The 25371-nt window shown below is 65.0% G+C and carries 22 protein-coding genes; 18 read left to right on the forward strand and 4 right to left on the reverse strand.

Translation table 11 applies throughout. The annotated features are described in order from the left end of the window. Nucleotides 1-39 precede the first annotated feature (39 nt). From IVA96_RS24675 to trmB, 7 genes are all read left to right on the forward strand, one after another. Entirely contained in the window at nt 40-1035 is a 996-nt protein-coding gene (locus tag IVA96_RS24675) for a PhoH family protein (protein WP_247276473.1), read from the forward strand. A gap of 58 nt (nt 1036-1093) precedes the next feature. Then, a complete protein-coding gene (gene ybeY, locus IVA96_RS24680) occupies nt 1094-1603 on the forward strand; it encodes an rRNA maturation RNase YbeY (RefSeq protein ID WP_247276474.1) in 510 nt (169 codons plus the stop codon). A gap of 1 nt (nt 1604) precedes the next feature. Next, nucleotides 1605-2723: a hemolysin family protein gene (locus IVA96_RS24685; protein WP_247276475.1), complete on the forward strand. Its 1119-nt coding sequence runs from the start codon at nt 1605-1607 to the stop codon at nt 2721-2723. Next, nucleotides 2720-4333 carry an apolipoprotein N-acyltransferase gene (gene lnt / locus IVA96_RS24690; RefSeq protein ID WP_247419780.1) on the forward strand — a complete coding sequence of 538 codons (1614 nt, stop codon included), beginning with the start codon at nt 2720-2722 and terminating at the stop codon, nt 4331-4333. The genes IVA96_RS24685 and lnt overlap by 4 nt, the downstream gene beginning before the upstream one ends. A 217-nt stretch (nt 4334-4550) precedes the next feature. After that, on the forward strand, nt 4551-4964 hold the full coding sequence (locus tag IVA96_RS24695; RefSeq protein ID WP_018319423.1) for a helix-turn-helix transcriptional regulator: 414 nt from the start codon (nt 4551-4553) through the stop codon (nt 4962-4964). An 89-nt stretch (nt 4965-5053) separates the two neighbouring features. Further along, nucleotides 5054-6211: a M20 family metallopeptidase gene (locus IVA96_RS24700; protein ID WP_247276477.1), complete on the forward strand. Its 1158-nt coding sequence runs from the start codon at nt 5054-5056 to the stop codon at nt 6209-6211. Next, the gene (gene trmB / locus IVA96_RS24705) at nt 6208-6918 is read left to right on the forward strand and encodes a tRNA (guanosine(46)-N7)-methyltransferase TrmB (RefSeq protein ID WP_247276478.1); all 711 of its coding nucleotides are present in this window, start codon (nt 6208-6210) and stop codon (nt 6916-6918) included. The genes IVA96_RS24700 and trmB overlap by 4 nt, the downstream gene beginning before the upstream one ends. An 85-nt stretch (nt 6919-7003) precedes the next feature. Here trmB and IVA96_RS24710 read toward each other — a convergent pair whose 3' ends face one another. Beyond that, nucleotides 7004-8086, reverse strand: coding sequence for a DUF2336 domain-containing protein (locus IVA96_RS24710; protein WP_247419784.1), 1083 nt, complete (start codon nt 8084-8086; stop codon nt 7004-7006). A gap of 358 nt (nt 8087-8444) precedes the next feature. On the opposite strand from IVA96_RS24710, the gene rimP reads away from it, so the two are divergent. The 8 genes from rimP (at nt 8445) to pnp (ending at nt 18793) form a co-directional block, all read left to right on the forward strand. After that, nucleotides 8445-9200, forward strand: coding sequence for a ribosome maturation factor RimP (gene rimP / locus IVA96_RS24715; protein WP_247419785.1), 756 nt, complete (start codon nt 8445-8447; stop codon nt 9198-9200). A gap of 2 nt (nt 9201-9202) precedes the next feature. Continuing rightward, nucleotides 9203-10813, forward strand: coding sequence for a transcription termination factor NusA (gene nusA, locus IVA96_RS24720; protein WP_247419787.1), 1611 nt, complete (start codon nt 9203-9205; stop codon nt 10811-10813). A gap of 23 nt (nt 10814-10836) precedes the next feature. After that, nucleotides 10837-11520, forward strand: a complete 684-nt coding sequence (locus tag IVA96_RS24725) for an RNA-binding protein (RefSeq protein WP_247419790.1) — start codon at nt 10837-10839, stop codon at nt 11518-11520. Between the two features lie 70 nt (nt 11521-11590). After that, nucleotides 11591-14275 carry a translation initiation factor IF-2 gene (gene infB, locus IVA96_RS24730; RefSeq protein WP_247419792.1) on the forward strand — a complete coding sequence of 895 codons (2685 nt, stop codon included), beginning with the start codon at nt 11591-11593 and terminating at the stop codon, nt 14273-14275. A gap of 154 nt (nt 14276-14429) precedes the next feature. Next, nucleotides 14430-14864: a 30S ribosome-binding factor RbfA gene (gene rbfA / locus IVA96_RS24735; protein ID WP_247334532.1), complete on the forward strand. Its 435-nt coding sequence runs from the start codon at nt 14430-14432 to the stop codon at nt 14862-14864. Beyond that, nucleotides 14861-15982 carry a tRNA pseudouridine(55) synthase TruB gene (truB, locus tag IVA96_RS24740; protein WP_247276485.1) on the forward strand — a complete coding sequence of 374 codons (1122 nt, stop codon included), beginning with the start codon at nt 14861-14863 and terminating at the stop codon, nt 15980-15982. Before rbfA ends, truB begins: the two co-directional genes overlap by 4 nt. Nucleotides 15983-15984: 2 nt before the next feature. Next, complete coding sequence (rpsO, locus tag IVA96_RS24745; RefSeq protein ID WP_008540131.1) at nt 15985-16254, forward strand: 30S ribosomal protein S15; 270 nt, start codon at nt 15985-15987, stop codon at nt 16252-16254. A 376-nt stretch (nt 16255-16630) separates the two neighbouring features. After that, complete coding sequence (gene pnp, locus IVA96_RS24750; protein ID WP_247419794.1) at nt 16631-18793, forward strand: polyribonucleotide nucleotidyltransferase; 2163 nt, start codon at nt 16631-16633, stop codon at nt 18791-18793. A gap of 113 nt (nt 18794-18906) precedes the next feature. Here pnp and katG read toward each other — a convergent pair whose 3' ends face one another. Beyond that, a complete protein-coding gene (katG, locus tag IVA96_RS24755) occupies nt 18907-21075 on the reverse strand; it encodes a catalase/peroxidase HPI (protein ID WP_247419797.1) in 2169 nt (722 codons plus the stop codon). 114 nt (nt 21076-21189) lie between these two features. On the opposite strand from katG, the gene IVA96_RS24760 reads away from it, so the two are divergent. Genes IVA96_RS24760 through IVA96_RS24770 form a run of 3 tightly spaced genes read left to right on the forward strand, consistent with a single transcriptional unit; the run spans nt 21190 to nt 23182 of the window. Next, nucleotides 21190-22116: a hydrogen peroxide-inducible genes activator gene (locus IVA96_RS24760; RefSeq protein WP_247276488.1), complete on the forward strand. Its 927-nt coding sequence runs from the start codon at nt 21190-21192 to the stop codon at nt 22114-22116. An 8-nt stretch (nt 22117-22124) separates the two neighbouring features. Next, the gene (locus tag IVA96_RS24765; RefSeq protein ID WP_247419799.1) at nt 22125-22589 is read left to right on the forward strand and encodes a GNAT family N-acetyltransferase; all 465 of its coding nucleotides are present in this window, start codon (nt 22125-22127) and stop codon (nt 22587-22589) included. After that, on the forward strand, nt 22586-23182 hold the full coding sequence (locus IVA96_RS24770; RefSeq protein WP_247419801.1) for a glutathione S-transferase family protein: 597 nt from the start codon (nt 22586-22588) through the stop codon (nt 23180-23182). Before IVA96_RS24765 ends, IVA96_RS24770 begins: the two co-directional genes overlap by 4 nt. Here IVA96_RS24770 and fabI read toward each other — a convergent pair. Together fabI and fabB are read right to left on the reverse strand one after the other, a co-directional pair. Continuing rightward, nucleotides 23179-23979, reverse strand: a complete 801-nt coding sequence (fabI, locus tag IVA96_RS24775; protein WP_247419803.1) for an enoyl-ACP reductase FabI — start codon at nt 23977-23979, stop codon at nt 23179-23181. The two genes, IVA96_RS24770 and fabI, sit on opposite strands and share 4 nt — an antisense overlap. A gap of 137 nt (nt 23980-24116) precedes the next feature. Further along, nucleotides 24117-25340, reverse strand: a complete 1224-nt coding sequence (fabB, locus tag IVA96_RS24780; RefSeq protein WP_130363909.1) for a beta-ketoacyl-ACP synthase I — start codon at nt 25338-25340, stop codon at nt 24117-24119. Nucleotides 25341-25371: the final 31 nt, after the last annotated feature.

Raw genomic sequence — 25371 nt, forward strand, 5'->3', positions numbered from 1 at the left:
TCGCCTTCGTTCGCTCCCAGCCGCAAATTTGACCGCGACATGCAAGTTCCGCCCGAGACCCAGGTCGTCATCGACTTCGACGACAACCGTGCCGCTTCCGCGCTGGTCGGCCCCTACGGCCAGCATCTCGCGCAGATCGAGCGGCGCCTCGGCGTGGTCGTGGACTCCAAGGGCAACCACATCACCATCGGCGGCACGCGCGACGGCTGCGATGCCGCACGCCGCGTGCTGGAGACGCTCTACGCGCAAGCCGTGAAGGGACAGGATCTCGACCAGGGCGAGGTCGACGGCGCGATCCGGGCCGTGATCGCCCAGGGCTCGCTCTTCGAGTTCGACGCCAAATCGGCCAAATCGACCTTCGACAGCATCAATTTGCGCAAGCGCCCGGTGCGCGCGCGCACGGCCGCGCAGGATTCCTACATTCGCGCGCTGAAGCGCCACGAGCTGGTGTTCGGCATCGGTCCCGCCGGCACCGGCAAGACCTGGCTCGCGGTCGCGCATGCCGCGCAGCTGTTCGAGCGCAAGGAGGTCGACAAGATCATCCTGTCGCGTCCGGCGGTGGAAGCCGGCGAGCGGCTCGGCTTTTTGCCCGGCGATCTTCGCGAGAAGGTCGATCCCTATCTGCGGCCGATCTACGACGCGCTCTACGATCTCATGGATGCGCGCATCGTCGAGCGGGCGCTCCAGACCGGCGAGATCGAGATCGCACCGCTCGCCTTCATGCGCGGCCGCACGCTCACCAACGCCGCCATCATCCTGGACGAGGCGCAGAACACCACGTCGATGCAGATGAAGATGTTCCTGACCCGCCTTGGCGAGAACAGCCGCATGATCGTGACGGGTGATCCCTCTCAGATCGACCTGCCGAACGGCCAGACCTCGGGACTGGCGGAAGCAACCCGGCTCCTGAACGGGGTCGAGGGGATTGCGCAAGTGCATTTCAAAGCCGAGGACGTGATCCGCCACGAGCTCGTGGCGCGGATCGTCGCCGCCTACGAAGGGTCGCCGCAGCGGCCGGCCACCGGTCAATCCTGACGAGACAACAGCCGGACCAAGCGGGCGCGGACGGCGCCTTTTCGTCCCAGACAGCACAATGTCCCATCCCAACCTTCCCATCACCGAGGTCCTCGTCGTCGCCGATTGCTGGCAGAGCGAGCCCGATTCCGAGACCGTGATCCAGCGCGCGCTTGCGGCAGCCGCCGAGAGCGTCGACGAAGACGTCGCCGACGCGGAAGTGGCTGTGATGCTGACCGATGACGCCGGCATCCGCACCCTCAACGGCAACTGGCGCGGCATCGATAAGCCAACTAATGTGCTGTCATTCCCCGCGCTCCAGCCCGAGGGCGAATGGAAGCCGGGCGATGCGCCGCGCATGCTTGGCGACATCGCGATCGCCTACGAGACCATGCGGCGCGAGGCGGACGAGGAACACAAGCCATTCGATCATCATTTGAGCCATCTCGCCGTGCACGGTTTCCTGCATCTGATCGGCTACGACCACGAGGACGACGACGACGCGGAGGAGATGGAAGCGCTGGAGACGCAGATCCTGGCGCATCTCGGCATCCCCGACCCCTATGCTGACCGCCCGGGGACGAACTGAGATGCCGGATTCCGATCCAATCCAGGACAACCCGCGCAACACGCGCAATTTGCCCGCCGTCGTGACCCAAGGTGAGGTGATGCGGCCGACCGCGGAAGGCTGGCTGCTGCGCGCCATCCGGACGCTGTTCGGCTGGAAGGCGGGATCGGTGCGCGACGATCTCCAGGTCGTGCTCAACGCGGCCACCCCTGACGACACCGGCTTCTCCGCGGTCGAGCGCACCATGCTGCGCAACATCCTCGGCCTGCACGAGCGCCGCATCGCCGACGTCATGGTCCATCGCGCCGACATCATCGCGGTGAAGCGCGACATCCCGCTCGGCGAATTGATGGACCGCTTCGAGAGCGCCGGCCATTCGCGTCTCGTCGTCTACAACGAGACGCTGGACGATCCCGTCGGCATCGTCCACATCCGCGACCTGCTCGCCTTCATGACCGCCCGTGCGCGCGTGTCGGAGGCCACCAAGACCAAGCGCAAGAAACCGCTGCCGGCCGGGCTCGATTTGCGCGCCGTCGATCTCGCGCTGCCGCTTCACGATGCGCGCATCATCCGCAAGCTGCTGTACGTGCCGCCCTCGATGCGGGCGATCGACCTGCTCGCGCAGATGCAGGCCACGCGCATCCACCTCGCGCTGGTGGTCGACGAATATGGCGGCAGCGACGGGCTGGTCTCGCTCGAGGACATCGTCGAGCAGATCGTCGGCGAGATCGACGACGAGCACGACAGCGACGAGCCGCCCTCGATCGTGCGCCTGCCGGACAACGCCTTCATCGCCGATGCCCGCGCCAGCCTCGACGATGTCCGCTCGGTGATCGGCGAGGATTTCGTCACCGGCGAGGCCGGCGAGGAAGTGGAGACGCTGGGCGGCTATCTGGTCAGCTTCGTCGGGCGCCTGCCGGTGCGCGGCGAAGTGATCTCGGGCCCCGGCACGTACGAGGTCGAGGTGCTCGATGCCGATCCGCGCCGCGTCAAGCGGCTGCGCATCTCGACGCGGAAGGAACGTCCCGCGCCCCGCACCCAGCGCGAGAGCCGACGCCGCGAGGCTGCGCCGGAGAGCGGCCAACCACCGGCCAGTGACACGCCCACCCCGCCGCCAAGCGACGGGACCGGTCCGCAGTGAGCCCATTAGAACGACTTCGGCAGATTGCGCTTGCCGTCATCCTCACCTGGGGATGGAAGCGCGCCGTCATCGCCATGGCGGCCGGGGCACTGTCGGTGCTGGCGCTGGCACCGTTCAACCTGTTTCCGGTGCTGTTCCTCACCTTCCCGGTGCTGGTCTGGTTGATCGACGGCGCCGGCGCCGGACGATATGGCGGCGTTCCGGCCGCCGCGCTGACCGGCTACTGGTTCGGGCTCGGCTATTTCGTCCCCGGTCTCTACTGGATCGGCTACGCATTCTTCGTCGACGCCGACGTGTTCGCCTGGCTCACACCATTCGCCGTGCTGGGCCTGCCGGCCTATCTCTCGATCTTCACGGCAATGGGCTTTGCGCTGGCGCGCCTGCTCTGGACCAAGAACGCCACGCGCGTGCTGGCGCTCGCAGCAAGCCTCACCATCAGCGAATGGCTGCGCGGCCACGCGCTGACCGGGTTTCCCTGGAACGCGTTCGGCTACGCGCTGTCCGAGCCGCTGCCGCTGGCGCAGACGGCATCGCTGATCGGCCTGTGGGGCATGACGTTCCTGACCGTCGCGATCTTCGCGAGCCCTGCGACGCTGATCGATCGCGCGCCCGATCGCCGCCTGCAATGGCGCGCACCGGCCGCCGCAATCGCGCTTCTGATCGTCATGAGCATCTTCGGCGCGATCCGCCTGTCGCTGCATCCGACCACGATGGTTGCTGGCGCCAAGCTGCGCCTGATGCAGCCGAACCTGCAGCAGGACGCGAAATTCAACTACGCCGCCAAGGCGGAGGTGATGAAGAAATATCTGGCGCTGTCAGACCGCGCCTCTGGTCCGCAATCGACCGGCGTTCGCGATGCCACCATCCTGATCTGGCCGGAATCCGCCTTTCCCTTCTTCCTGACCCGCGAAGCCGACGCGATGGCGCAAATCGCCGATCTGCTGCCGAAGGGCACTGTGCTGATCACGGGGTCGGTCCGCGCGCCGGACCTGCCGCGGGGCACACCGATCACGCGCGCCTATAATTCGATCTACGTGATCGACCACGATGGCAGCGTGCTCGCAATGTACGATAAGCTGCATTTGGTGCCGTTCGGCGAATTTCTTCCCTATCAGGAGCTGATGGAGAAGCTCGGTTTCGAGCAGCTGACGCGCGTGCGCGGTGGCTTCATTGCCGGCACCGTGCGACATGCGCTGCCGGTCGCCAGCGCGCCGCCCGCGCTGCCGCTGATCTGTTATGAAGTCATTTTCCCCGGTGAGGTGGCTGCACGCAGCGAACCTCCGGGCTGGATCGTGAACCTCACCAATGACGGCTGGTTCGGCATCTCGACCGGCCCCTATCAGCATCTCGAGCAGGCGCGGATGCGCGCGATCGAACTCGGCCTGCCGCTGGTCCGCTCCGCCAACACCGGCATCTCCGCAGTGATCGATCCGATGGGACGCACCATCGCCAGCCTCGGTCTCGGAATCGAAGGCATTTTGGATGCAAACCTGCCCGCCGCGATCCCATCGACTGTCTATGCGCGCGTCGGCGACGTGCCCGCGGCCATGCTCGTCGCGCTCGCGGTGATTGTGGCGGTCCGCCGGCGTGTCGCCAAACGGCACCCCTGATCGCCTCGCCGCGGACGTGGCTGTATCCTTGACAACCGTAGTCCCACGGTTGACAGACTGCAGGCGGGCTCCTCAATCTGCGCCGGCTGCGAAAGACAGCGGTACATTGCTAAATTTCTCCGCAATGTTTCCCAATAAGAGGGTTCGATTTGACGGTGCTGGCACCCGAGGCAGGCCTGATGATTGCGCCGAGGGTGATGTTTGGAGGGCTGAGGAAATGTCGAAAGCGCCCAACCCTGTTGACAAATATGTCGGCAGTCGCGTGCGTATGCGCCGCATCATGTTGGGCATGAGCCAGGAAAAGCTCGGTGAAGCTTTGGGCCTGACCTTTCAGCAGATCCAGAAATACGAGAAGGGCACCAACCGGGTCGGCGCGAGCCGCATTCAGCAGATCGCCGAGATTCTCCAGGTACCTGTGTCGTTCCTGTTCGAGGGCGGGCCGAGCGGTGTGCCGGGCCCGGATGGCTTCAGCGAAGGCGCCTCGCCCTCTTACGTCTCTGACTTCCTCGCGACATCAGAGGGACTCGCCTTGACCAAGGCGTTCACCCGAATCACCGATTCCAAGATGCGCCGCTCCATCGTCGATCTCGTCGAGCAGATCGCCGCGCGCGAAGGCCCCGACAAGCGCTGACGTGCTCATCGCAATTGGCGATTTGAGACTGCGCCAAATCTGGCCTATGTCGTCATTTCCGACCGCGCCCTCGATGCGCGTTCTCTCCGATGATGCAGTTCAAGGGCATAGATGCGTTCATGGCCAGCTCCAATTGGTTCGATTCCCAAACCATTCTCGATGGCATCCGCCGCTGGGTTGAGATCGAGACGCCGACGGAAGCGCCCGAGCAGGTCAACAAGCTGATCTCCGTGGTCGCCGAGCAATACCGCGGGTTGCCCGCCACGCTCGAGCGCGTCGCTGGGGTCAATGGCTGCGGCGATCATCTCGTGGCGCGCTCGACCTGGGGCCAGGACCGGCCGGGCATCCTGGTGCTGAGCCACCTCGATACCGTTCATCCCCTGGGCTTCATCGAGCGCCTGCCCTTCAAGGTCGAAGGCGACAGCGCGTTCGGTCCCGGCATCTACGACATGAAGGGCGGCGCCTACATCGCCTACCATGCCTTTCGCGCGCTCTGCGCCGCCGGCGACCGTTCGCCGCTCGGCATCACCCACATGTTCACCTCCGACGAGGAGATCGGCAGCCCGACCTCACGTGCGCTGATCGAGCAGGAAGGTCGCCTGGCCAAATACGTGCTGGTGACGGAGCCGGCGCGCGACGGGGGCAGGATCGTCACCGGACGCAAGGGCGTCGGACGCTTCCAGGTCCTCATCAAAGGCGTGCCCGCGCATGCGGGCTCCCGGCCGGAGGACGGCCGCAGCGCCGTCCGCGAGCTCGCCAACGTGATCCTGGCGCTGGAAGGGATGAACGACCTCAAGCGTGGCGTCACCGTCAATGTCGGCGTGGTGCGCGGCGGCACGCGCCCCAACGTGACGCCGGAAGAGGCCTATGCCGAAGTCGATCTGCGCGTGTTGAGCCTCAAGGATGCGGACGAGTTCGTCGGCAAGATCCTCGCGCTCACGTCGAAGACCGACGGCGTCACCGTTGCGGTCGCCGGCGAGCTCAATCGCCCGCCTTACGAGAAGAGCAATGCCGGCGCGGCGCTCTACGAGCATGCGAAGACGCTTGCCGCCGAGATCGGCTTCGAGCTGATCGACACCCACACCGGCGGCGGCTCGGACGGCAACTTTACCGCTGCGCACACCGCGACGCTCGACGGGCTCGGCGTCGACGGCAAGGGCGCACACACGCATTATGAGCAGCTCTACGTCTCCTCGCTCGCGCCGCGCGCGCGGCTGCTCCATCGCCTGTACCAGACGCTGCGATGAGCGAGCGCAAATCAGATCCCGCGCGCGATGACAGCGAGCGCGCCTTCTTCGGACGCCGCAAGGGTCACAAGCTCAGGCAGCACCAGGCCGGGCTGATCGATCAGCTGCTGCCGCATCTTGCGCTCGACATCGCGAGCGAGGCACCGGCGAATGCCGGCGAGATCTTCGACCCCGCGGCGAGCGAGGTGCGGCTCGAGATCGGCTTCGGTGGCGGCGAGCATCTGGCGGCCGAGGCGCAAAGCTTTCCCGCTACCGGCTTCATCGGCTGCGAGCCCTATGTCAACGGCATGGCCAAAATCCTCGCGCAGATCGAGGCGGCCAACATCGGCAACATCCGCCTGTTCGCCGGAGATGCCGCCGAGCTCTTGGCCTGGCTTCCGCAGGCCTCGTTGTCGCGGATCGACCTGATCCATCCCGATCCCTGGCCGAAACGGCGGCACTGGAAGCGGCGCTTCGTCCAGGACAGGACCATTGCCGCAATGGCGCGCGTGCTGAAGCCTGGCGGCGAATTCCGTTTCGTCTGCGACATCGACGATTACTGCGCCTGGACGCTGTCGCATCTTGCCCGCTCTTCGGATTTCGTTTGGCTTGCCGAACGCGCCGACGATTTCCGGCAGCCATGGGTGGGCTACACCATGACCCGCTACGGCCGGAAGGCCGCGCGCGAAGGACGTAAGGCGGCCTATCTGCGGTTCAGGAGAGTGTAGTCGTCATTCCCGGGCGCGCGCAGCGCGAACCCGGATCTCGAGGTTGCGGGTTCGATGCTGCGCACCGCCCGGGGACGATAGGACCTCAAATCGTCTGCCGGTTGCGCCAGAAATTCACGACGCGCTCGGCGGTCGTCGGCATGAGGCGCGTGAAGTTCATGCGCGCGGCCACGATGTCGGCATCGGCCGGGGTGCGATGCGGCCCATACCACAGCAGGATGAGCGCGCGCACCGTGGGCCAGCCGAGATTGAGCACGCGCCCCAGGATCAGAATCGGATCGTAGCGATCGCCCGCGATCAGGCGGTCGAGAATCGCGAGGCGGACGCCGGTCATCGCCGAGAGCGAGGCGATCGATTCCTCGTATTTGAGTGCCTTGGCGAAACCGAGCAGCGCGCTCTCACCGAGATGGCCCTCGCGATGCAGGGCCGTCACCGTTCGCTGTGCCGCCGAGAAGTCACGGCGCGGCCCTGGCGGCCGCGCCGCCTCCTCGATGGCCTCCATCGCGCGCTTGATCTCGACCTGGCGCGCGGGATTGACCACGCTGGAGAGGCGGCGGCGGATGACGTCGAGCGTGCCGTTGAGAAGCTCCTTCAGGTGCTCGCCGGAGAGATCGTTGCGCTGACCGATCTTGAGCGTCAGCACGCCGTCCTGCGCGGCTCGCTTGATCAGCTCGGAATAGCTGCCGGGCGAGAAGACAGCACCTGAATTGCCGGCTGCGCGACGCACCACGTCGCGATCACCCCGCTCGACCAGCACGTCGGTGACGACGGCCGGCAAGGTGGGGCGCTCCGTTATTGCCAGCAGATGGCCCTGACCCTTCAGCCGCGCGATCTCGACCAGGGCGGCCTCGTCGAGCACGGGCGAGCGGCGCAGCACGGGGCCGGCCACCGTGATCTCGTTTTCGCGTGCGAACTGGTTCACCAGATGCGGCGGCGCGTTGCCGAGGCGCGAGAAGCGCTCGGCGAGATCGGCGCGCGAAGCGAGTTCGGCATGCGGGACGAGATCGATCAGGAGATTGTCGAACAGATCGATCAGCTCGGGACGGAGTTTTTCGGCATCCCGGAAAAATAATGCGGAGATGGCCCGCGCGATCTCGCCGCGACGTCGGGGGTCGCCGCGTTTGACGATATCGTCCAATCCAGGAATCAGCGAGGTGGCAACGGTCATGGAACGCAACTCGGGGATCTGGCACGCCGTGGGCGCGCCATAGCTCAAGCCGCCCCACAATCGGGGAATCTAGGCCTGCTTGATGAAGGAAGCGTTGCGGGGCGAGCCGCCCAAAGGACGCAAAAAGCGTCCTCTGCCCTGCAATGGGCCTTGTCCGGGAGGGGCGAAAGGGCTATATCAGCGGCAATTCATCTTCTCATACGATCCGCGTAGTGAGAGTGGGCCCGAAAGGACCCGCTCTTTTTTATTACCTGAACACGGCTTGGCGGAGGATGCGGCCCGACGCGTTGTCGGGAGAGTTCCGAAGCGGGCTTTGACATTAACCCAGCCTTAACCAATCGAGCGCCTGACCCCTGCTATGACCGAACCGAACTCTGGTTCCACGGATGCCGAATTGCTGGCCGAGCCGCGGCTCGTGGTCGAGCCGGGCGTCGCGGCCCGGGTGTCCGCGGTCGCAGCTCCCGTGCTCCAGGGCATGGGCTATCGCCTGGTGCGTATCCGTATCTCCGGAGAGGCCGGCTGCACGGTGCAGATCATGGCCGAGCGGCCGGACGGCTCGATGCAGATTGAGGATTGCGAGGCGATCTCGCGGGCGCTGTCGCCTGTGCTCGACGTTGCCGACCCCATCGATCGCGCCTACCGGCTGGAAATCTCCTCACCGGGAATCGACCGCCCGCTGGTGCGCCGCTCCGATTTCGAGCGCTATGCTGGACATCTGGTGAAGGTCGAGATGGCGGTCGCCCATGAGGGGCGGAAGCGGTTCCGCGGCACGCTCGGTGCTGTCGAAGGCGATCGCGTGCATCTGCATCGCGACGACGTCAAGGCTGGCGATGAGGCCGACGTTCTCCTGACCATGGAGGACATTGGCGAGGCGCGGCTGGTGCTGACCGACGAGCTGATTGCGGAGTCCATGCGCCGCGGCAAGGCCGAGGCGCGCGAGATGCGTCGCAATCTTGGCCTCGAGCCGCCTCCGGCGCCGCACGCCCAGATTAGCGAGAAGATCACCAAGAACACCAAGCCGAAAAAAAAGCCGGCACCGACCAATACAAAGAAACATCGCCTGGCCGCCGAACGCGCGCGACGGGGCGAGATCGAGCCTGACGAAGGAGACTAGCCATGGCAGTCAGCGCCAATCGACTTGAATTGCTCCAGATCGCGGACGCCGTTGCGCGCGAGAAATCGATCGACCGCGGCATCGTCATCGCCGCGATGGAGGACGCCATCGCCAAGGCGGCGCGGGCCCGTTACGGCAGCGAGACTGACGTTCACGCCGAGATCGACCCGAAGAAGGGCGAGCTGCGGCTGTCGCGCCACATGCTTGTGGTCGAGAAGGTCGAAAACCCTTCAAACCAGATCTCGCTGGTGGATGCACAGCGCGCCAATCCCGGTGCCCAGGTCGGCGACACTATCGCCGACACGCTGCCGCCGCTGGAATATGGCCGCATCGCCGCCCAGTCGGCCAAGCAGGTGATCGTGCAGAAGGTGCGCGAGGCCGAGCGCGACCGGCAATATCAGGAATTCAAAGACCGCATCGGCGACATCGTCAACGGCGTCGTCAAGCGCGTCGAATATGGCAGCGTGATCGTCGATCTCGGCCGTGGTGAAGCCATCATCCGTCGCGACGAGATGCTGCCGCGCGAAGTCTTCCGCAACGGCGACCGTGTCCGCGCCTATATCTTCGACGTCCGCCGCGAGACGAGAGGCCCGCAGATCTTCCTCTCCCGCACTCATCCTCAATTCATGGCGAAGCTGTTCGCGCAGGAGGTGCCGGAGATCTATGATGGCATCGTCGAGATCAAGGCGGTCGCCCGCGATCCCGGCTCGCGCGCGAAAATCGGCGTGATTTCCCGAGATTCCTCGGTCGATCCGGTCGGCGCCTGCGTCGGCATGCGCGGCTCGCGCGTGCAGGCGGTGGTGAACGAATTGCAGGGCGAGAAGATCGACATCATTCCCTGGTCGCCCGACATCGCGACCTTCGTGGTCAACGCGCTGGCACCGGCCGAAGTCTCGAAGGTCGTCATCGACGAAGACCGCGAGCGCATCGAGGTCGTCGTGCCCGACACCAACAACCAGCTCTCGCTGGCGATCGGCCGCCGCGGCCAGAACGTGCGTCTGGCTTCGCAGCTCACCGGCTGGGACATCGACATCCTGACGGAGCAGGAGGAATCGGAGCGTCGCCAGGCTGACTTTGAAAACTCCACCCGCGTCTTCATGGAATCGCTCAACGTCGACGAGGTTGTCGGCCAGTTGCTGGCGTCCGAAGGCTTCACCTCGGTCGAGGAACTCGCGATGGTGGACGTCAAGGAACTCGCCAGCATCGAGGGCTTCGACGAGGAGACCGCGCAGGAGCTGCAGAACCGCGCCCGCGAATATCTTGAGCAGCAGGAAGCCGAGCTCGAGGCCAAACGCAAGGAACTTGGCGTCGAGGACGCCCTCAAGGACGTGCCCGGCGTGACCTCGAAAATGCTGGTGAAGTTCGGCGAGAACGACATCAAGACCGTCGACGATCTCGCCGGCTGCGCCACCGACGATCTGGTCGGCTGGACCGAGCGCAAGGAAGGCAGCGAGCCAACCAAGCACGCTGGTGCGCTCGACGGCATCGACATCTCCCGCGACGATGCCGAAGCGATGATCATGCAGGCCCGCGTCAAGGCCGGCTGGATCACCGAGGCCGATCTTGCCAAGCCCGCTGAGGAGGCTGAGGCGAGCGAAGATCAGCCGGCTTAAGGGCGAAGGAGAATGTCACCCGGATGCTCGCCAGCACTGACAGCGAACTCGACCATGGGCCGCGGACCGAAAGGTCCGCGACCATGCGCATGTGCGCGGTCAGCCGCAAGGTCCGGCCGATCGACGAGCTGATCCGCTTCGTCGTCTCGCCGCAAGGCGACATAGTTCCCGACCTCAAGCGCAAGCTGCCCGGACGCGGCATGTGGATCACCGCCTCGCGGCAGGTGGTTGCGGAAGCCGTGCGGCGTCACCAATTTAACAAGGCCTTCAAGCGCGAGCTGCGCGCCCCTCAGACGCTTCCCGCCGACATCGAAGCGCTCCTGGTTCGGAGCGTGACGGAAGCCCTTGGGATCGCCGCCAAGGCGGGCCAGGTCGTGGCCGGCTTCGGCAAGGTCGAGAGCGCCCTTCGGGAAGGTACGGTCGAGGTCCTGATCCACGCCAGCGACGGGGCCGCGGACGGAATCCGCAAATTGGACATGCTGGCGCGTCAAAATGCCGGAAATCGCGGCGCCAAGCCGCAGATTCCCGTCGTCACCGCGCTGAAATCGATAGAATTGGATTTGGCACTGACCCGGTCAAATGTGATACATGCTGCGCTGCTCGCGGGCCCGGCGAGCAGGTCATTCCTGTCACGTAGCCAGATGCTGGTCCGATACCGGATGGCGGACGATGGCAAGACGGCCGAAAAACACGGCCAGGATTTCTGAGAGACAACGACGAACCGATATGACGGTGCGGCAACGCACAACGACAACAGATCAGGATTAGGACTGCTGAATGGTTGATACCAAGACCCCTGGCGACAAGAAGCTGAGCGTTCCGAGCAAGACGCTATCGCTCAAGCCGCGCGTCGAAACGGGCACCGTGCGCCAGAGCTTCAGCCACGGCCGGAGCAAGCAGGTCGTGGTCGAGAAGCGCGGCAAGCGCCGCATTGGCGACGGCCCCGAGCCGCACACGCCTGAGGTGACGGCGAAACCGGCACCGGCCGCGCCCGCGCCGTCGCGCCCTGCCCCGCCGCCCGCCCCACCGCGCAACGCCGGTTCCGGGGTGGTGCTGCGTACCCTGACCGAAGATGAGCGTTCGGCCCGCGCCAGCGCGCTGGCCGATGCCAAGCTGCGCGAGGTCGAGGAACGCCGTCAGGCCGAGGAAGAGGCGCAGCGCCGCGCTGCCCGCGAGGCTGCCGAACGCGCCGAGCGCGAAGCCGCCGAAGCCCGTCGCAAGGCCGAGGATGAGCGTCATCGCCACGAGGACGAAGCCAAGCGGAAGGCCGAGACCGAGGCCAAGAAGCGTTTTGGCGAAGGCGAGCAGCCTTCTGCCGCACGTCCCGCAACGGCAGCTCCGGCGACTAGCGCTCCCCGCTCCGCGCCAGGTACGGCGCGACCTGCGGCGACCACCACTGCGCGCCCGACGACGACCACTCAGCGGCCGGCCGGCCCGGCGGGGCGCGCTCCCGCGGTTGCGGCCGGACCCGACGAGGACGACGGTCCGCGCCAGATCCGTCGCGGTCCCGGCGGTGTCGCGCGTCCTGCGGCCGCCCCCAAGACCACCCACAAGCCCGGCCCGCAGAAGGAGCGCGGCCGCCTTACCGTCGTCACCGCGCTCAATGCCGATGAGGTGCGCGAGCGTTCGATCGCCTCGTTCCGCCGCCGCACCCAGCGCCTCAAGGGCCACGCCTCGAACGAGCCCAAGGAAAAGCTCATCCGCGAGGTGACGATTCCGGAAGCGATCACCATCCAGGAGCTCGCCAACCGTATGTCCGAGCGCGCGGTCGACGTCATCCGCATGCTGATGAAGCAGGGCGCGATGCACAAGATCACCGACGTGATCGACGCCGACACCGCGCAGCTGATCGCGGAAGAGCTCGGCCACACCGTCAAGCGCGTTGCCGCCTCGGACGTGGAAGAGGGCCTGTTCGACCAGGTCGATGATTCCACCGACACCGAACCGCGTTCGCCTGTCGTGACAGTGATGGGTCACGTCGACCACGGCAAGACCTCGCTGCTCGATGCGCTGCGCCATGCCAACGTGGTTTCCGGCGAAGCCGGCGGCATCACCCAGCATATCGGCGCCTATCAGGTGCTGTCGCCGGAGAGCGGCAAGAAGATCACCTTCATCGACACGCCCGGCCACGCTGCGTTCACTGCGATGCGCGCCCGCGGCGCCAAGGTCACCGACATCGTCGTGCTGGTGGTCGCGGCCGATGACGGCGTGATGCCGCAAACGGTCGAAGCCATCAACCACGCCAAGGCGGCAGGCGTGCCGATCATCGTTGCCATCAACAAGATCGACAAGCCCGATGCCAAGCCCGAGCGCGTCCGCACCGAGCTGCTCCAGCACGAGGTTCAGGTCGAATCCTTCGGCGGCGAAGTCGTCGACGTCGAGGTGTCCGCCAAGAACAAGACCAATCTCGACAAGCTGCTCGAGATGATCGCGCTGCAGGCCGAAATCCTCGACCTCAAGACCAATTCGGAGCGTCCGGCCGAAGGCACCGTGATCGAGGCCAAGCTCGATCGCGGCCGTGGTCCGGTCGCGACCGTGCTGGTCCAGCGCGGCACGCTCCGTGTCGGTGATATCATCGTCGCAGGCGCCGAGATGGGCCGCGTCCGCGCGCTGATCTCCGATCAGGGCGAGACGGTGCAGGAGGCCGGTCCTTCGGTGCCGGTCGAGGTGCTCGGCTTCAACGGTCCGCCGGAAGCCGGCGATCGTCTCGCGGTGGTCGAGAACGAAGCCCGCGCCCGCCAGATCACCAGCTACCGCGCGCATCAGAAGCGCGAGAACGCGGCTGCCTCGATCTCCGGCATGCGCGGCTCGCTCGAGCAGATGATGTCCCAATTGAAGACCGCGGGCCGCAAGGAATTCCCGCTGATCATCAAGGCCGACGTGCAGGGCTCGCTGGAAGCGATCCTCGGCTCACTGGAGAAGCTCGGCACCGACGAAGTCGCAGCCCGCATCCTGCATGCCGGCGTCGGCGGCATTTCGGAATCCGACGTGACGCTCGCGGAAGGCTTCAACGCCGCGATCATCGGCTTCTCGGTTCGAGCCAACAAGGAAGCGGCCGCGGCGGCCAAGCGCAACGGCATCGAGATCCGCTACTACAACATCATCTACGACCTCGTGGACGACGTGAAGAAGGCGATGAGCGGCCTGCTCGCGCCGACCTTGCGCGAAACCATGCTGGGCAATGCCGCGATCCTGGAGATCTTCAACATCTCCAAGGTCGGCAAGGTCGCCGGCTGCCGGGTCACCGACGGCACCGTGGAACGCGGCGCCAATGTGCGCCTGATCCGCGACAACGTGGTCGTGCACGAAGGCAAGCTCTCGACGCTGAAGCGCTTCAAGGACGAAGTGAAGGAAGTCCAGTCGGGCCAGGAATGCGGCATGGCCTTCGAGAACTATCACGACATGCGAGCCGGTGACGTAATCGAGTGTTATCGCGTGGAGACGATCCAGCGCTCCCTGTAAGTCCAAATCTTACCGAAGCGTTCGGATCTTTTTGAACTGAGATTGCGGGAGTGCGATGGCCGGATTTTTCCGGCCCTCCACCCCTCTTCGTTTCAACAAGACAAACGACAATGCCCGTGTCCCAAACACGGGCATGACGAGGTGATTTTCGAGAATGCCACGCCATCATCAGAAGAAGAGTTCCGCGCCCGGCGGAGGCTCGCAACGCCAGTTGCGCGTCGGCGAGCAGGTTCGCCATGCGATGGCCGAGATTCTGGCGCAAGGCAACGTGCATGATGCGGATCTCGAAGGTCACATCATCACCGTGCCGGAGGTGCGGATGTCGCCCGACCTGAAGCTCGCAACGATCTACGTGATGCCGCTCGGTGGCCGCGACACCGAGATCGTCATCAGCGCACTCGAGCGCAACAAGAAGTTCCTGCGTGGCGAAGTCGCGCGGCGCGTTAACCTGAAATTTGCACCTGACATTCGCTTCCGCGTCGATGAGCGATTCGATGAAGCGGAACGGATCGAGAAGCTTTTGCGAACACCTGCGGTGCAGAAGGACCTGGAACAGGATCCGGATTCGGATCGGGAAGAAGAACGATGACGATGGACCCGGCTCACGACACGATCAGCGGCGAACAGGCCGATCAACGCGACGTGCAGACAAATAATTTTGCGGATCTGGGCAGCAATTCTCAGCCGCACCAGGAGCCGCGCCGCGTCAACAATGATCCCCGCGCCAAGCAGCAGCAGAAGGGCAACCAGCCGCGCCGCGACCGGCGCGACGTCCACGGCTGGGTCGTGCTCGACAAGCCGATCGGCATGACCTCGACGCAAGCGGTCGCGGTGCTGAAGCGCCTGTTCAACGCCAAGCGCGCGGGACACGCCGGCACGCTCGATCCGCTCGCCTCGGGCGGCCTGCCAATCGCACTCGGCGAAGCCACCAAGACCGTCCCCTTCGTGATGGACGGCCGCAAACGCTATCAGTTCACCGTGTGCTGGGGCGAGGAGCGCGATACCGACGACATCGAAGGGCGGGTGACCGCGACCTCCGACCAGCGCCCGACCCGGGAAGCCATCATGGCCCTGTTGCCCCGGTTTACCGGGGTGATCGAGCAGATCCCGCCGCGCTATTCCGCGATCAAGGTCCAGGGCGAGCGCGCCTATGACCTCGCGCGCGACGGCGAGGTCGTAGAGCTGGCGCCCCGCCCCGTCGAGATTCATCATTTAACCCTTGTCGATCAACTGGATACCGACCGGGCCGTGTTCGAGGCGGAGTGCGGCAAGGGCACGTATGTGCGGGCGCTGGCCCGCGATATGGGTCGGATTCTCGGCACTTTTGGCCATATCTGCGCGCTGCGGCGGACCCTGGTCGGCCCATTTGGCGAAAACGACATGATTCCGCTGGATCAGTTGGAGGCTTTGTGCCATAGAGCCGCGTCCGGCGAGGGCAGCCTCGCCGACGCGCTTTTGCCCGTTGAGACCGCGCTGGACGACATCCCGGCACTGGCCGTCACTCGGGCTGATGCGGCAAGGCTCCACCGGGGCCAGGCCGTTTTGTTGCGCGGACGGGATGCGCCCACTTGTAGCGGCACAGTCTATGTCACGGTGGCAGGCCGTCTTTTGGCGCTTGCCGAAGTTGGCAATGGCGAAATCATCCCCAAGCGTGTGTTCAACCTGACCGGCCTGACTGCCAGCCCCGGTCGCAACGAGAGAAATTGACGATGTCGATTGCCGCAGAACGCAAAGCGGAAGTCATCAAGACGAATGCCACCAAAGCCGGTGACACCGGCTCGCCTGAGGTTCAGGTCGCGATCCTGTCGGAACGCATCAACAACCTCACCAACCATTTCAAGACCCACGTGAAGGATAACCATTCGCGTCGCGGCCTCTTGAAGCTGGTCTCGACCCGCCGCTCGCTCCTCGACTACCTCAAGAAGAAGGACGAGGCGCGGTACAAGGCGCTGCTCGAGAAGCACAACATTCGTCGCTAAAGAGTTCCTGCGCGCGCCACTGGCGCGCGTTTTCGCGCGTGGTTTCGAACGAAAGCGCTTCTTTAAAGGTTTTTGATTGAGGCTGCGTGCGCGTCGGATGCGAGCCGTTGACGGTTGGCATCCGGGCATGATGGCGAAGACCACGGTTCGGTGTTCGCGTTCGTGCCGACTGACAGTCCAGCAGCAATCCGGCGGCTGGGCACAACGGGCAAGGCGCCCGTATGACCCGAAAGGATGGACGCCATCCGAAATCCAAAAACCATGGCAGGATCGCAGGCCGCTGGTCATCGCGCCGATCAGCGTCCCGCAATCTTGCGCATGGTTTTTGTTTTTCGAAGCGTCCCTTCTTTCGAGAACCCATGAAAGAAGACCTCCTATGTTCAATAAGCATTCAGTCGAGATCGACTGGGGCGGACGCCCTCTCAAGCTTGAAACCGGCAAGATCGCCCGCCAGGCCGACGGCGCCGTCGTCGCCACCTATGGCGAGACCGTGGTGCTTGCCACCGTCGTCGCGGCGAAGACGCCGCGCGAAGGCGTCGACTTCCTGCCGCTCACCGTCGATTACCAGGAGAAGACCTACGCTGCGGGCCGCATTCCCGGCGGCTATTTCAAGCGCGAGGGCCGTCCGACCGAGAAGGAGACGCTGGTCTCCCGCCTGATCGACCGTCCGATCCGCCCGCTGTTCGTCGACGGTTGGCGCAACGAGACCCAGGTGATCGTCACCGTGCTCTCGCACGACATGGAAAACGATCCCGATATCGTGGCGATGGTCGCGGCCTCCGCCGCGCTGACGCTGTCCGGCGCGCCCTTCAAGGGCCCGATCGGCGCAGCCCGCGTCGGCTTTGCCAATGACGAATTCGTCCTCAATCCGACGCTGGACGAGATGGTCGACACCCAGCTCGACCTCGTCGTCGCCGGCACCGCCGACGCCGTGCTGATGGTGGAATCGGAAGCCAAGGAGCTCAACGAAGACATCATGCTCGGCGCGGTGATGTTCGGTCACCGCCACTTCCAGCCGGTGATCAACGCGATCATCGAGCTCGCCGAGAAGGCCGCGAAGGAGCCGCGCGAAGTCACCGTGATCGACAATTCGGCGATCGAAAAGGAAATGCTCGGCTTGATCGAGCAGGAGCTGCGCGCCGCCTACGCGATCCCCGTGAAGCAGGAGCGCTATGCTGCCGTCGGCCTCGCCAAGGAAAAGGTGATGGCCCACTACTTCCCGGAAGGGCAGGAGCCGAAATACGACAAGCTCCGCATCGCCGGCGTGTTCAAGGAGCTCGAGGCCAAGATCGTCCGCTGGAACATCCTCGACACCGGCAAGCGCATCGACGGCCGCGACTCCAAGACCGTGCGCAACATCGTCGCCGAAGTCGGCGTGCTGCCCCGCGCCCACGGCTCGGCGCTGTTCACCCGCGGCGAGACCCAGGCGATGGTTGTGACCACGCTCGGCACCGGTGAGGACGAGCAGTACATCGACGCGCTGTCGGGGACGTACAAGGAAACGTTCCTGCTGCACTACAACTTCCCGCCCTACTCAGTCGGCGAGACCGGCCGCCTCGGCGGCACCAAGCGCCGCGAGATCGGCCACGGCAAGCTCGCCTGGCGCGCGATCCACCCGGTGCTGCCGCCGCATCACGAGTTCCCCTACACCATCCGCGTGGTGTCGGAGATCACCGAATCCAACGGCTCCTCGTCGATGGCATCGGTCTGCGGCGCCTCGCTGGCGCTGATGGACGCCGGCGTGCCGTTGAAGCGGCCGACCGCGGGCATCGCGATGGGCTTGATCCTCGAAGACAAGCGCTTTGCGGTTCTCTCGGACATCCTCGGTGACGAGGACCATCTCGGCGACATGGACTTCAAGGTGGCCGGCACCGAGCTGGGCATCACCTCGCTCCAGATGGACATCAAGATCGAGGGCATCACCGAGGAGATCATGCGCGTCGCCCTCGGCCAGGCCAAGGATGGACGTATCCACATCCTCGGCGAAATGGCCAAGGCGCTCACCAACGCCCGCGCGGAGCTCGGCGAATACGCGCCGCGGATCGAGACCTTCAAGATCCCGACCGACAAGATTCGCGAAGTGATCGGCACCGGCGGCAAGGTGATCCGCGAAATCGTCGAGAAGACCGGCGCCAAGGTCAACATCGAGGACGACGGCACCGTGAAGGTCGCCTCCAGCGACGGCGAGGCGATGAAGGCCGCGATCAAGTGGATCAAGTCGATCGCGTCCGAGCCGGAAGTCGGCCAGATCTATGACGGCACCGTCGTCAAGGTGATGGAATTCGGCGCCTTCGTGAACTTCTTCGGCTCCAAGGACGGCCTCGTCCACATCAGCCAGCTCGCGTCCAACCGCGTGCAGAAGACCTCCGATGTCGTCAAGGAAGGCGACAAGGTTAAGGTCAAGCTGCTCGGCTTCGACGACCGCGGCAAGACCCGCCTGTCGATGAAGGTGGTCGACCAGACCACCGGCGAGGACCTCGAGGCCAAGGAGAAGGCCGCCGAGGGCGAGAAGGCCCCGCGCGAAGCGGCGGGCGAGTAAGTCTCGCCACACGGACAAAAACATGAAGGGCGGCCGAGAGGCCGCCCTTTTGTTTGTACTCGCCCCGGGGAGCGCTGCGCTCCCTCTCCCGCAAGCGGGAGAGGTGCAGAGCCTCAAGCCGTGAGATCGAACCGGTCGAGATTCATCACCTTGGTCCAGGCCTTGGCGAAGTCCTTGACGAACTTCTCCTTGGAATCCGACGTGGCGTAGACCTCGGCGAAGGCGCGGAGCTGCGAGTGCGCGCCGAAGATGAGATCGACGCGCGTGCCGGTCCACTTGACCGCGTTGGTCTTGCGGTCGCGGGCCTCATAGGTGCCGTCAGCGCCGGCCGGCGTCCACTGCGTGCTCATGTCGAGCAGGTTGACGAAGAAGTCGTTGCTTAGCGTTCCCACCTTGGCGGTGAAGACGCCGTGCTTCGAACCGTTCGCATTGGCGCCGAGCACGCGCAGGCCGCCGACGAGCACCGTCATCTCCGGGCCGGTGAGCCGAAGCAGCTGCGCACGATCGACGAGCGCCTCCTCGGGCATCATGAACTGATGCCGCTTGCCGATATAGTTGCGGAAACCATCGGCCCGCGGCTCCAGCGGCGCGAAGGAAGCAGCATCCGTCTGCTCCTGCGAGGCATCCATGCGGCCCGGCGTGAAGCCGACCTTGACCTCGACGCCGGCATCCTGGGCGGCCTTCTCGACCGCGGCGGTGCCGCCGAGCACGATCAGGTCTGCGAGCGAGACCTTCTTCGCGCCGGACGAGGCGTTGAAGTCCTTCTGAATCGCTTCGAGCTTGCCGAGCACCTTGGAGAGCTGAGCGGGCTGGTTCACCTCCCAGTCCTTCTGCGGGGCGAGACGGATGCGCGCGCCGTTGGCGCCGCCGCGCTTGTCCGAGCCGCGGAACGTCGAGGCCGACGCCCAAGCGGTCGAGACCAGCTCCGATACGGACAGACCCGAGGCGAGGATCTTCGTCTTCAGCGAGGCGATGTCCTGCTCGCCGACCAGCTCGTGATTCACGGCCGGAATCGGGTCCTGCCAGATCAGCGTCTCCTTCGGCACCAGCGGGCCGAGATAGCGCTGGATCGGCCCCATGTCGCGGTGCGTGAGCTTGAACCAGGCGCGGGCGAAGGCGTCCGCGAACTGATCGGGATGCTCGAGAAAGCGTCGCGAGATCTTCTCATAGGCCGGATCGAAGCGGAGCGAGAGGTCCGTGGTCAGCATCGTCGGCCGATGCTTCTTCGACTTGTCGAAGGCATCAGGAATGATCGCCTCGGCATTCTTGGCCGTCCACTGGTGCGCGCCGCCGGGGCTCTTCGTCAGCTCCCATTCGTACTTGAACAGGTTCTCGAAGAAGCTGTTGCTCCACTTTGTCGGCGTGGTGGTCCATGTCACCTCGAGACCACTGGTGATGGAATCGCCCGCGAGGCCCGTACCGTGCTTGCTCTTCCAGCCGAGGCCCTGGTCCTCGAGCGCGCCCGCTTCCGGCTCCGGACCGACCAGCGACGGATCGCCCGCGCCGTGGGTCTTGCCGAACGTATGGCCGCCGGCGATCAGCGCGACGGTTTCCTCGTCGTTCATCGCCATGCGGAAGAAGGTCTCACGGATATCCTTGGCCGCGGCGATCGGATCCGGCTTGCCGTTCGGGCCTTCCGGATTGACGTAGATGAGGCCCATCTGGACCGCGCCCAGCGGCTCGGCGAGCTGACGCTCACCGCTGTAGCGCTCATCGCCCAGCCAGGTCCCTTCGGGGCCCCAGTAGAGCTCTTCCGGCTCCCAAACGTCGGCGCGGCCACCCGCGAAACCAAACGTCTTGAAGCCCATCGATTCCAGCGCGACGTTGCCCGCGAGCACCATCAGGTCGGCCCACGAAAGCTTGCGGCCGTACTTCTGCTTGATCGGCCACAGCAGCCGGCGCGCCTTGTCGAGGTTGGCGTTGTCGGGCCAGCTGTTGAGCGGCGCGAAGCGCTGCTGACCGGCGCCGGCGCCACCGCGGCCGTCGGTGATGCGGTAAGTGCCCGCGCTGTGCCAGGCCATGCGGATCATCAGGCCGCCGTAATGACCGAAGTCGGCCGGCCACCACTCCTGCGAGTCCGTCATCAGAGCGGTCAGGTCCTTGATGACCGCGTTCAGGTCGAGCGACTTGAACTCCTTGGCATAGTCGAATTCTTTGCCCATCGGATCGGACAGGTCGGAATTCTTGTGCAGCACCTCGATGTTGAGCTGCGTCGGCCACCAGTCGCGGTTTGAGCGCGCGGGTTTTCCGCCCGAAAACGGGCATTTCGAAGTGTCGTCCATGAATACCTCCTCTGGCGGCGGCGAACTCGCGCCCTTGACCAGGTAGAACCACTCTAAGCATCGCCTCCTATCAGGGGAAGTTGACTTTAATGATCGCTGCGATAGGATTTTCTGATGATAAACCTGACGCTGCGTCAGCTTCGCTATTTCGATGCGCTGGCGCGCCACGGCCATTTCGGCCGCGCCGCCGAGGCCTGCTCGATCTCGCAGCCAGCCTTGTCGATGCAGATCAAGGAGTTGGAAGGGACCCTCGGCGGCCTGCTGCTGGAGCGTAGCGCGCGGCAGGTGGCGCTGACCCGGTTCGGCGAGGAGCTCGCGCAACGCGTCCGCGAGATTTTGCGCTCGGTCGATGAGCTCGGCGATTTCGCCCGGGCTTCACAGGATCGCTTCGCCGGCCGCCTGCGCATTGGCATGATCCCGACCATCGCACCGTATCTCCTGCCCAAGATCACCAAGAATCTCACGCGCATGCATCCCGAGCTCGACATCCGCGTGCGCGAAACCATGACGCCGCGGCTGATCCAGGAGCTGGTCGAAGGCCGGCTCGACACCGCCATCGTCGCGCTGCCGGTGTCCGAGCCCTCGCTCACCGAGGTCGCGCTATTCGACGAGAAATTCCTGCTGGTGCGGCCGGGCGCGGACGAGGGCACCCCGGTGCCGTCGCGCGAGATGATGCGCGAGATGCGGCTATTGCTGCTCGAAGAGGGGCACTGCTTCCGCGAACAGGCGCTGTCCTTCTGCAACATGCAATCGGCGCCGCCGCGCGAGATGCTGGATGCGAATTCGCTCTCGACGCTGGTCCAGATGGTCAGTGCCGGCATCGGCGTCACCCTGATTCCGGAGATGGCGGTGCCGGTGGAGACGCGATCGGCCTCGGTCTCGCTGGCGCGCTTCCGCGACCCCGAGCCCTCCCGCACCATCGGCATGGTCTGGCGCAAGACCAGCCCGCTGGCGCGACAGCTGCTGCAAATCTCCGAGGTGGTGTGCCTGTCGGCCGGCAAGGCGCGCCCACGTCAGGCGGCGCGCAGCCTCAGAGCCTGAGTTGCCGGATGTCGCAACCGATCATCCGCATCGCGCGCGCAGACGAATATGACGAGATCGCCCGCGTCTGGATGCTGAGCTGGGTCTCGACCGGCCTCGCCGAGGTCAGCGATTTCCTGCTGGCAAATCTCCGCGCCCGGATCCGACGCGAGATCGAGGACGGCTGGAGCCTGTTCGTCGCCGACGACAACGGCACGATCGCCGCGATGCTGGCGCTGCATCTGCCGAAGCGCTATCTCGACATGCTTTTCGTCGCGCCCGCTTATCAGGGCCAATCGCTCGGCCGGCGATTGCTCGCCTTCACACGCACGCAACTGCCTGACGAGATGTACCTGCGTTGCGTGCGCGAGAACGAAAAGGCCTGGCGCTGGTATGAGCGCGAAGGTTTCGTGTTCGAGACGGAAGAGATCGAACCGTCGAACGGGTTCGTGATGAAATATTATCGATGGAAGAATAAAGGAGACGCGTCATGATCAAGCTTTATTGGTCACCCCGCTCGCGCTCGTTCACGACGCTCTGGTTGATGGAGGAGAGCGGTCTGCCCTACGAGCGCGTGCTGACCGACATCTCGACCGGCGCGCAGAAGGCGCCGGATTATTTGAAGATCAACCCGATGGGCAAAGTGCCGGCGTTGACTGACGGCGACGCCGCGCTCGGCGAGGCCGCTGCGATCTGCGCCTATATCGGCGATCGCTATCCCGAGACCAAGCTCGCGCCCGCTGTGATCGATCCGCGCCGCGCGCGCTATCTGCAATGGCTGTTCTTCTCGCCGAGCTGCATCGAGCCCGCCATCATCCAGATCTTCACCAAGATCGAGATCCCGACCTCGACCGCGGCCTGGGGCAGCGCGACGCAGGTCTTCGACGTGCTGGAAGCGGCGCTCGAGAAGGGACCGTGGATCTTGGGCGACAATTTTTCCGCTGCTGACATCACAATCGGCTCGGGCCTGAACTTCGCGGTGCGTCTGTTCAAGATGGTGCCGTCGCGTCCGGCCTTCGACACCTATCTCGCGCGCTGCATGGCCCGGCCGGCGTTCCAGCGCGCAGAGAAGATCGCGGCCGGCTAGTCCGGCGACTTCAAGTCGTCCGGCTTCGGCATCAGGATGATGTTGTACCCGGAATCGACGTAGTGAATCTCGCCGGTCACGCCGCCCGACAGATCCGACAGCAGATACAGCGCCGAGCCGCCGAGCTCGTCGAGCGTGACGCCGCGGCGCAGCGGCGCATGTTTCTGCTGGAATGCGAACATCGCCCGCGCTTCACTGATGCCGGAGCCGGCGAGCGTACGGATGGGGCCTGCGGAGATCGCGTTGACGCGGATGCCGCGCGGCCCGAAATCCGCGGCGAGATAGCGCACTGAGGCTTCCAGCGCCGCCTTGGCCACACCCATCACGTTGTAATTCGGCATCGCCCGCATCGAGGCGCCGAAGGTCAGCGTGATCATGCTGCCGCCCTCTGTCATCAGCTCGGCGGCGCGCTTGGCGACTTCAGTGAAAGAGAAGCAGGAGATCACCATGGTGCGCGAGAAATTCTCGCGGGTGGTGTCGGCGTAGCGGCCCTTCAGCTCGTTCTTGTCGGCGAAGCCGATCGCGTGGATCACGAAGTCGAGCTGGCCCCACTTGTCGCGGAGCGCTGCGAAGGTCGCATCGACGCTGGTGATGTCCTCGACGTCGCAAGGCAGCACCAGATCGACGCCGAGCTGCTCCGCCAACGGCTTGACGCGCTTGCCCAAGGCCTCGCCCTGAAAGGTGAAGGCCAGCTCGGCGCCCTGGGCATGCAGCGTCCTCGCCATGCCCCAGGCGATCGAATGATCATTGGCGATGCCCATGATCAGACCGCGCTTGCCTTTCATCAAACCTTCCATTGCTTCTTTGCTCCCACTATTCCGGGGTCATCGCCCGCGCAGGCGGGCGATCCAGTATTCCAGAGCCGTATGTGATAGATCGAGAAGCCACGGCACACTGGATGCCCGCCTTGGCGGGCATGACAGCATCGCTAAAATCACACATCCAGCCGGCTGAACACCAGAGTGGCGTTGGTGCCGCCGAAGCCGAAGGAGTTCGACAGCACGGTGCCGATCTTGACGTTGTCGATGCGCTTGCGCACGATCGGCATATCCGCGAACACGGGATCGAGCTCCTGGATGTGCGCGCTCTCGCAGATGAAACCATTGTTCATCATCAGCAGCGAATAGATCGCCTCCTGCACGCCGGTAGCGCCCAGGGAGTGGCCGGTCAGCGCCTTGGTCGCGGAGATCGGCGGGCACTTCTCGCCGACGCCGAACACCCTTCGGATCGCCTCGATCTCCGGCGGATCGCCGGCAGGCGTCGAGGTCGCGTGCGGATTGATGTAGTCGACTTTGGTCTTCACCGTCGACATCGCCATGCGCATGCAGCGCTCGGCGCCTTCGCCTGATGGTGCGACCATGTCGTGACCGTCCGAGGTCGCGCCATAACCGACGATCTCGCCATAGATGCGCGCACCGCGCGCCTTGGCATGCTCGAGCTCTTCCAGCACCAGCACGCCGGCGCCGCCGGCGATGACGAAACCATCGCGATTGACGTCGTAGGGACGCGAGGCCGTGGCGGGCGTGTCATTGTACTTCGAGGACATCGCACCCATGGCATCGAACAGCACCGATAGCGACCAGTCCAGCTCCTCGCAGCCGCCTGCAAAGATGACGTCCTGCTTGCCGATCTGGATCGTCTCGTAGGCATTGCCGACGCAATGGTTCGAGGTCGCGCAGGCCGAGGAGATCGAGTAGTTCACGCCCTTGATCTTGAACCAGGTCGCCAGCGTCGCGGAGGCCGTGGAGGACATCGCCTTCGGCACCGCAAACGGGCCGACGCGCTTCGGCCCCTTGGTGCGGGTGATGTCGGCGGACTCGACGATGGTTCGCGCCGAGGGGCCGCCGGAGCCCATGATGATGCCGGTGCGGATGTTGGAGACTTCGTCGGGCGACAGACCGGAATCCTGGATCGCCTGCTCCATCGCGACGTGATTCCACGCCGCGCCCTGACCGAGGAAACGCATGGCGCGGCGGTCGACCACCGTCGATGGATCGAGTGTGGGCTCGCCTTGTACCTGCGAACGGAAGCCGAGCTCGGCATATTTCTCAGCCCGCGAAATGCCCGACTTCGCCTCGTGAAGGCTCGCAAGCACTTCCTGGGTGTTGTTTCCGATCGACGAGACGATGCCCATCCCGGTGACCACAACCCGCCTCATGACAGCCTCGCCTCAATCGTTGCCTTCTTGG

This window comes from Bradyrhizobium sp. 159 (assembly GCF_023073795.1).
Classification (GTDB): Bacteria; Pseudomonadota; Alphaproteobacteria; order Rhizobiales; family Xanthobacteraceae; genus Bradyrhizobium.

Excerpts from the sequence above, each read along its gene's own strand:
- IVA96_RS24675 (WP_247276473.1), top strand. The coding sequence starts at position 40 with ATGCAAGTTCCGCCCGAGACCCAGGTCGTCATCGACTTCGACGACAAC.
- ybeY (WP_247276474.1), top strand. The coding sequence starts at position 1,094 with ATGTCCCATCCCAACCTTCCCATCACCGAGGTCCTCGTCGTCGCCGAT.
- IVA96_RS24685 (WP_247276475.1), top strand. The coding sequence starts at position 1,605 with ATGCCGGATTCCGATCCAATCCAGGACAACCCGCGCAACACGCGCAAT.
- IVA96_RS24695 (WP_018319423.1), top strand. The coding sequence starts at position 4,551 with ATGTCGAAAGCGCCCAACCCTGTTGACAAATATGTCGGCAGTCGCGTG.
- IVA96_RS24700 (WP_247276477.1), top strand. The coding sequence starts at position 5,054 with ATGATGCAGTTCAAGGGCATAGATGCGTTCATGGCCAGCTCCAATTGG.
- trmB (WP_247276478.1), top strand. The coding sequence starts at position 6,208 with ATGAGCGAGCGCAAATCAGATCCCGCGCGCGATGACAGCGAGCGCGCC.
- IVA96_RS24710 (WP_247419784.1), bottom strand. The coding sequence starts at position 8,086 with ATGACCGTTGCCACCTCGCTGATTCCTGGATTGGACGATATCGTCAAA.
- rimP (WP_247419785.1), top strand. The coding sequence starts at position 8,445 with ATGACCGAACCGAACTCTGGTTCCACGGATGCCGAATTGCTGGCCGAG.
- nusA (WP_247419787.1), top strand. The coding sequence starts at position 9,203 with ATGGCAGTCAGCGCCAATCGACTTGAATTGCTCCAGATCGCGGACGCC.
- IVA96_RS24725 (WP_247419790.1), top strand. The coding sequence starts at position 10,837 with ATGCTCGCCAGCACTGACAGCGAACTCGACCATGGGCCGCGGACCGAA.
- infB (WP_247419792.1), top strand. The coding sequence starts at position 11,591 with ATGGTTGATACCAAGACCCCTGGCGACAAGAAGCTGAGCGTTCCGAGC.
- rbfA (WP_247334532.1), top strand. The coding sequence starts at position 14,430 with ATGCCACGCCATCATCAGAAGAAGAGTTCCGCGCCCGGCGGAGGCTCG.
- truB (WP_247276485.1), top strand. The coding sequence starts at position 14,861 with ATGACGATGGACCCGGCTCACGACACGATCAGCGGCGAACAGGCCGAT.
- rpsO (WP_008540131.1), top strand. The coding sequence starts at position 15,985 with ATGTCGATTGCCGCAGAACGCAAAGCGGAAGTCATCAAGACGAATGCC.
- pnp (WP_247419794.1), top strand. The coding sequence starts at position 16,631 with ATGTTCAATAAGCATTCAGTCGAGATCGACTGGGGCGGACGCCCTCTC.
- katG (WP_247419797.1), bottom strand. The coding sequence starts at position 21,075 with ATGGACGACACTTCGAAATGCCCGTTTTCGGGCGGAAAACCCGCGCGC.
- IVA96_RS24760 (WP_247276488.1), top strand. The coding sequence starts at position 21,190 with ATGATAAACCTGACGCTGCGTCAGCTTCGCTATTTCGATGCGCTGGCG.
- IVA96_RS24765 (WP_247419799.1), top strand. The coding sequence starts at position 22,125 with ATGTCGCAACCGATCATCCGCATCGCGCGCGCAGACGAATATGACGAG.
- IVA96_RS24770 (WP_247419801.1), top strand. The coding sequence starts at position 22,586 with ATGATCAAGCTTTATTGGTCACCCCGCTCGCGCTCGTTCACGACGCTC.
- fabI (WP_247419803.1), bottom strand. The coding sequence starts at position 23,979 with ATGGAAGGTTTGATGAAAGGCAAGCGCGGTCTGATCATGGGCATCGCC.
- fabB (WP_130363909.1), bottom strand. The coding sequence starts at position 25,340 with ATGAGGCGGGTTGTGGTCACCGGGATGGGCATCGTCTCGTCGATCGGA.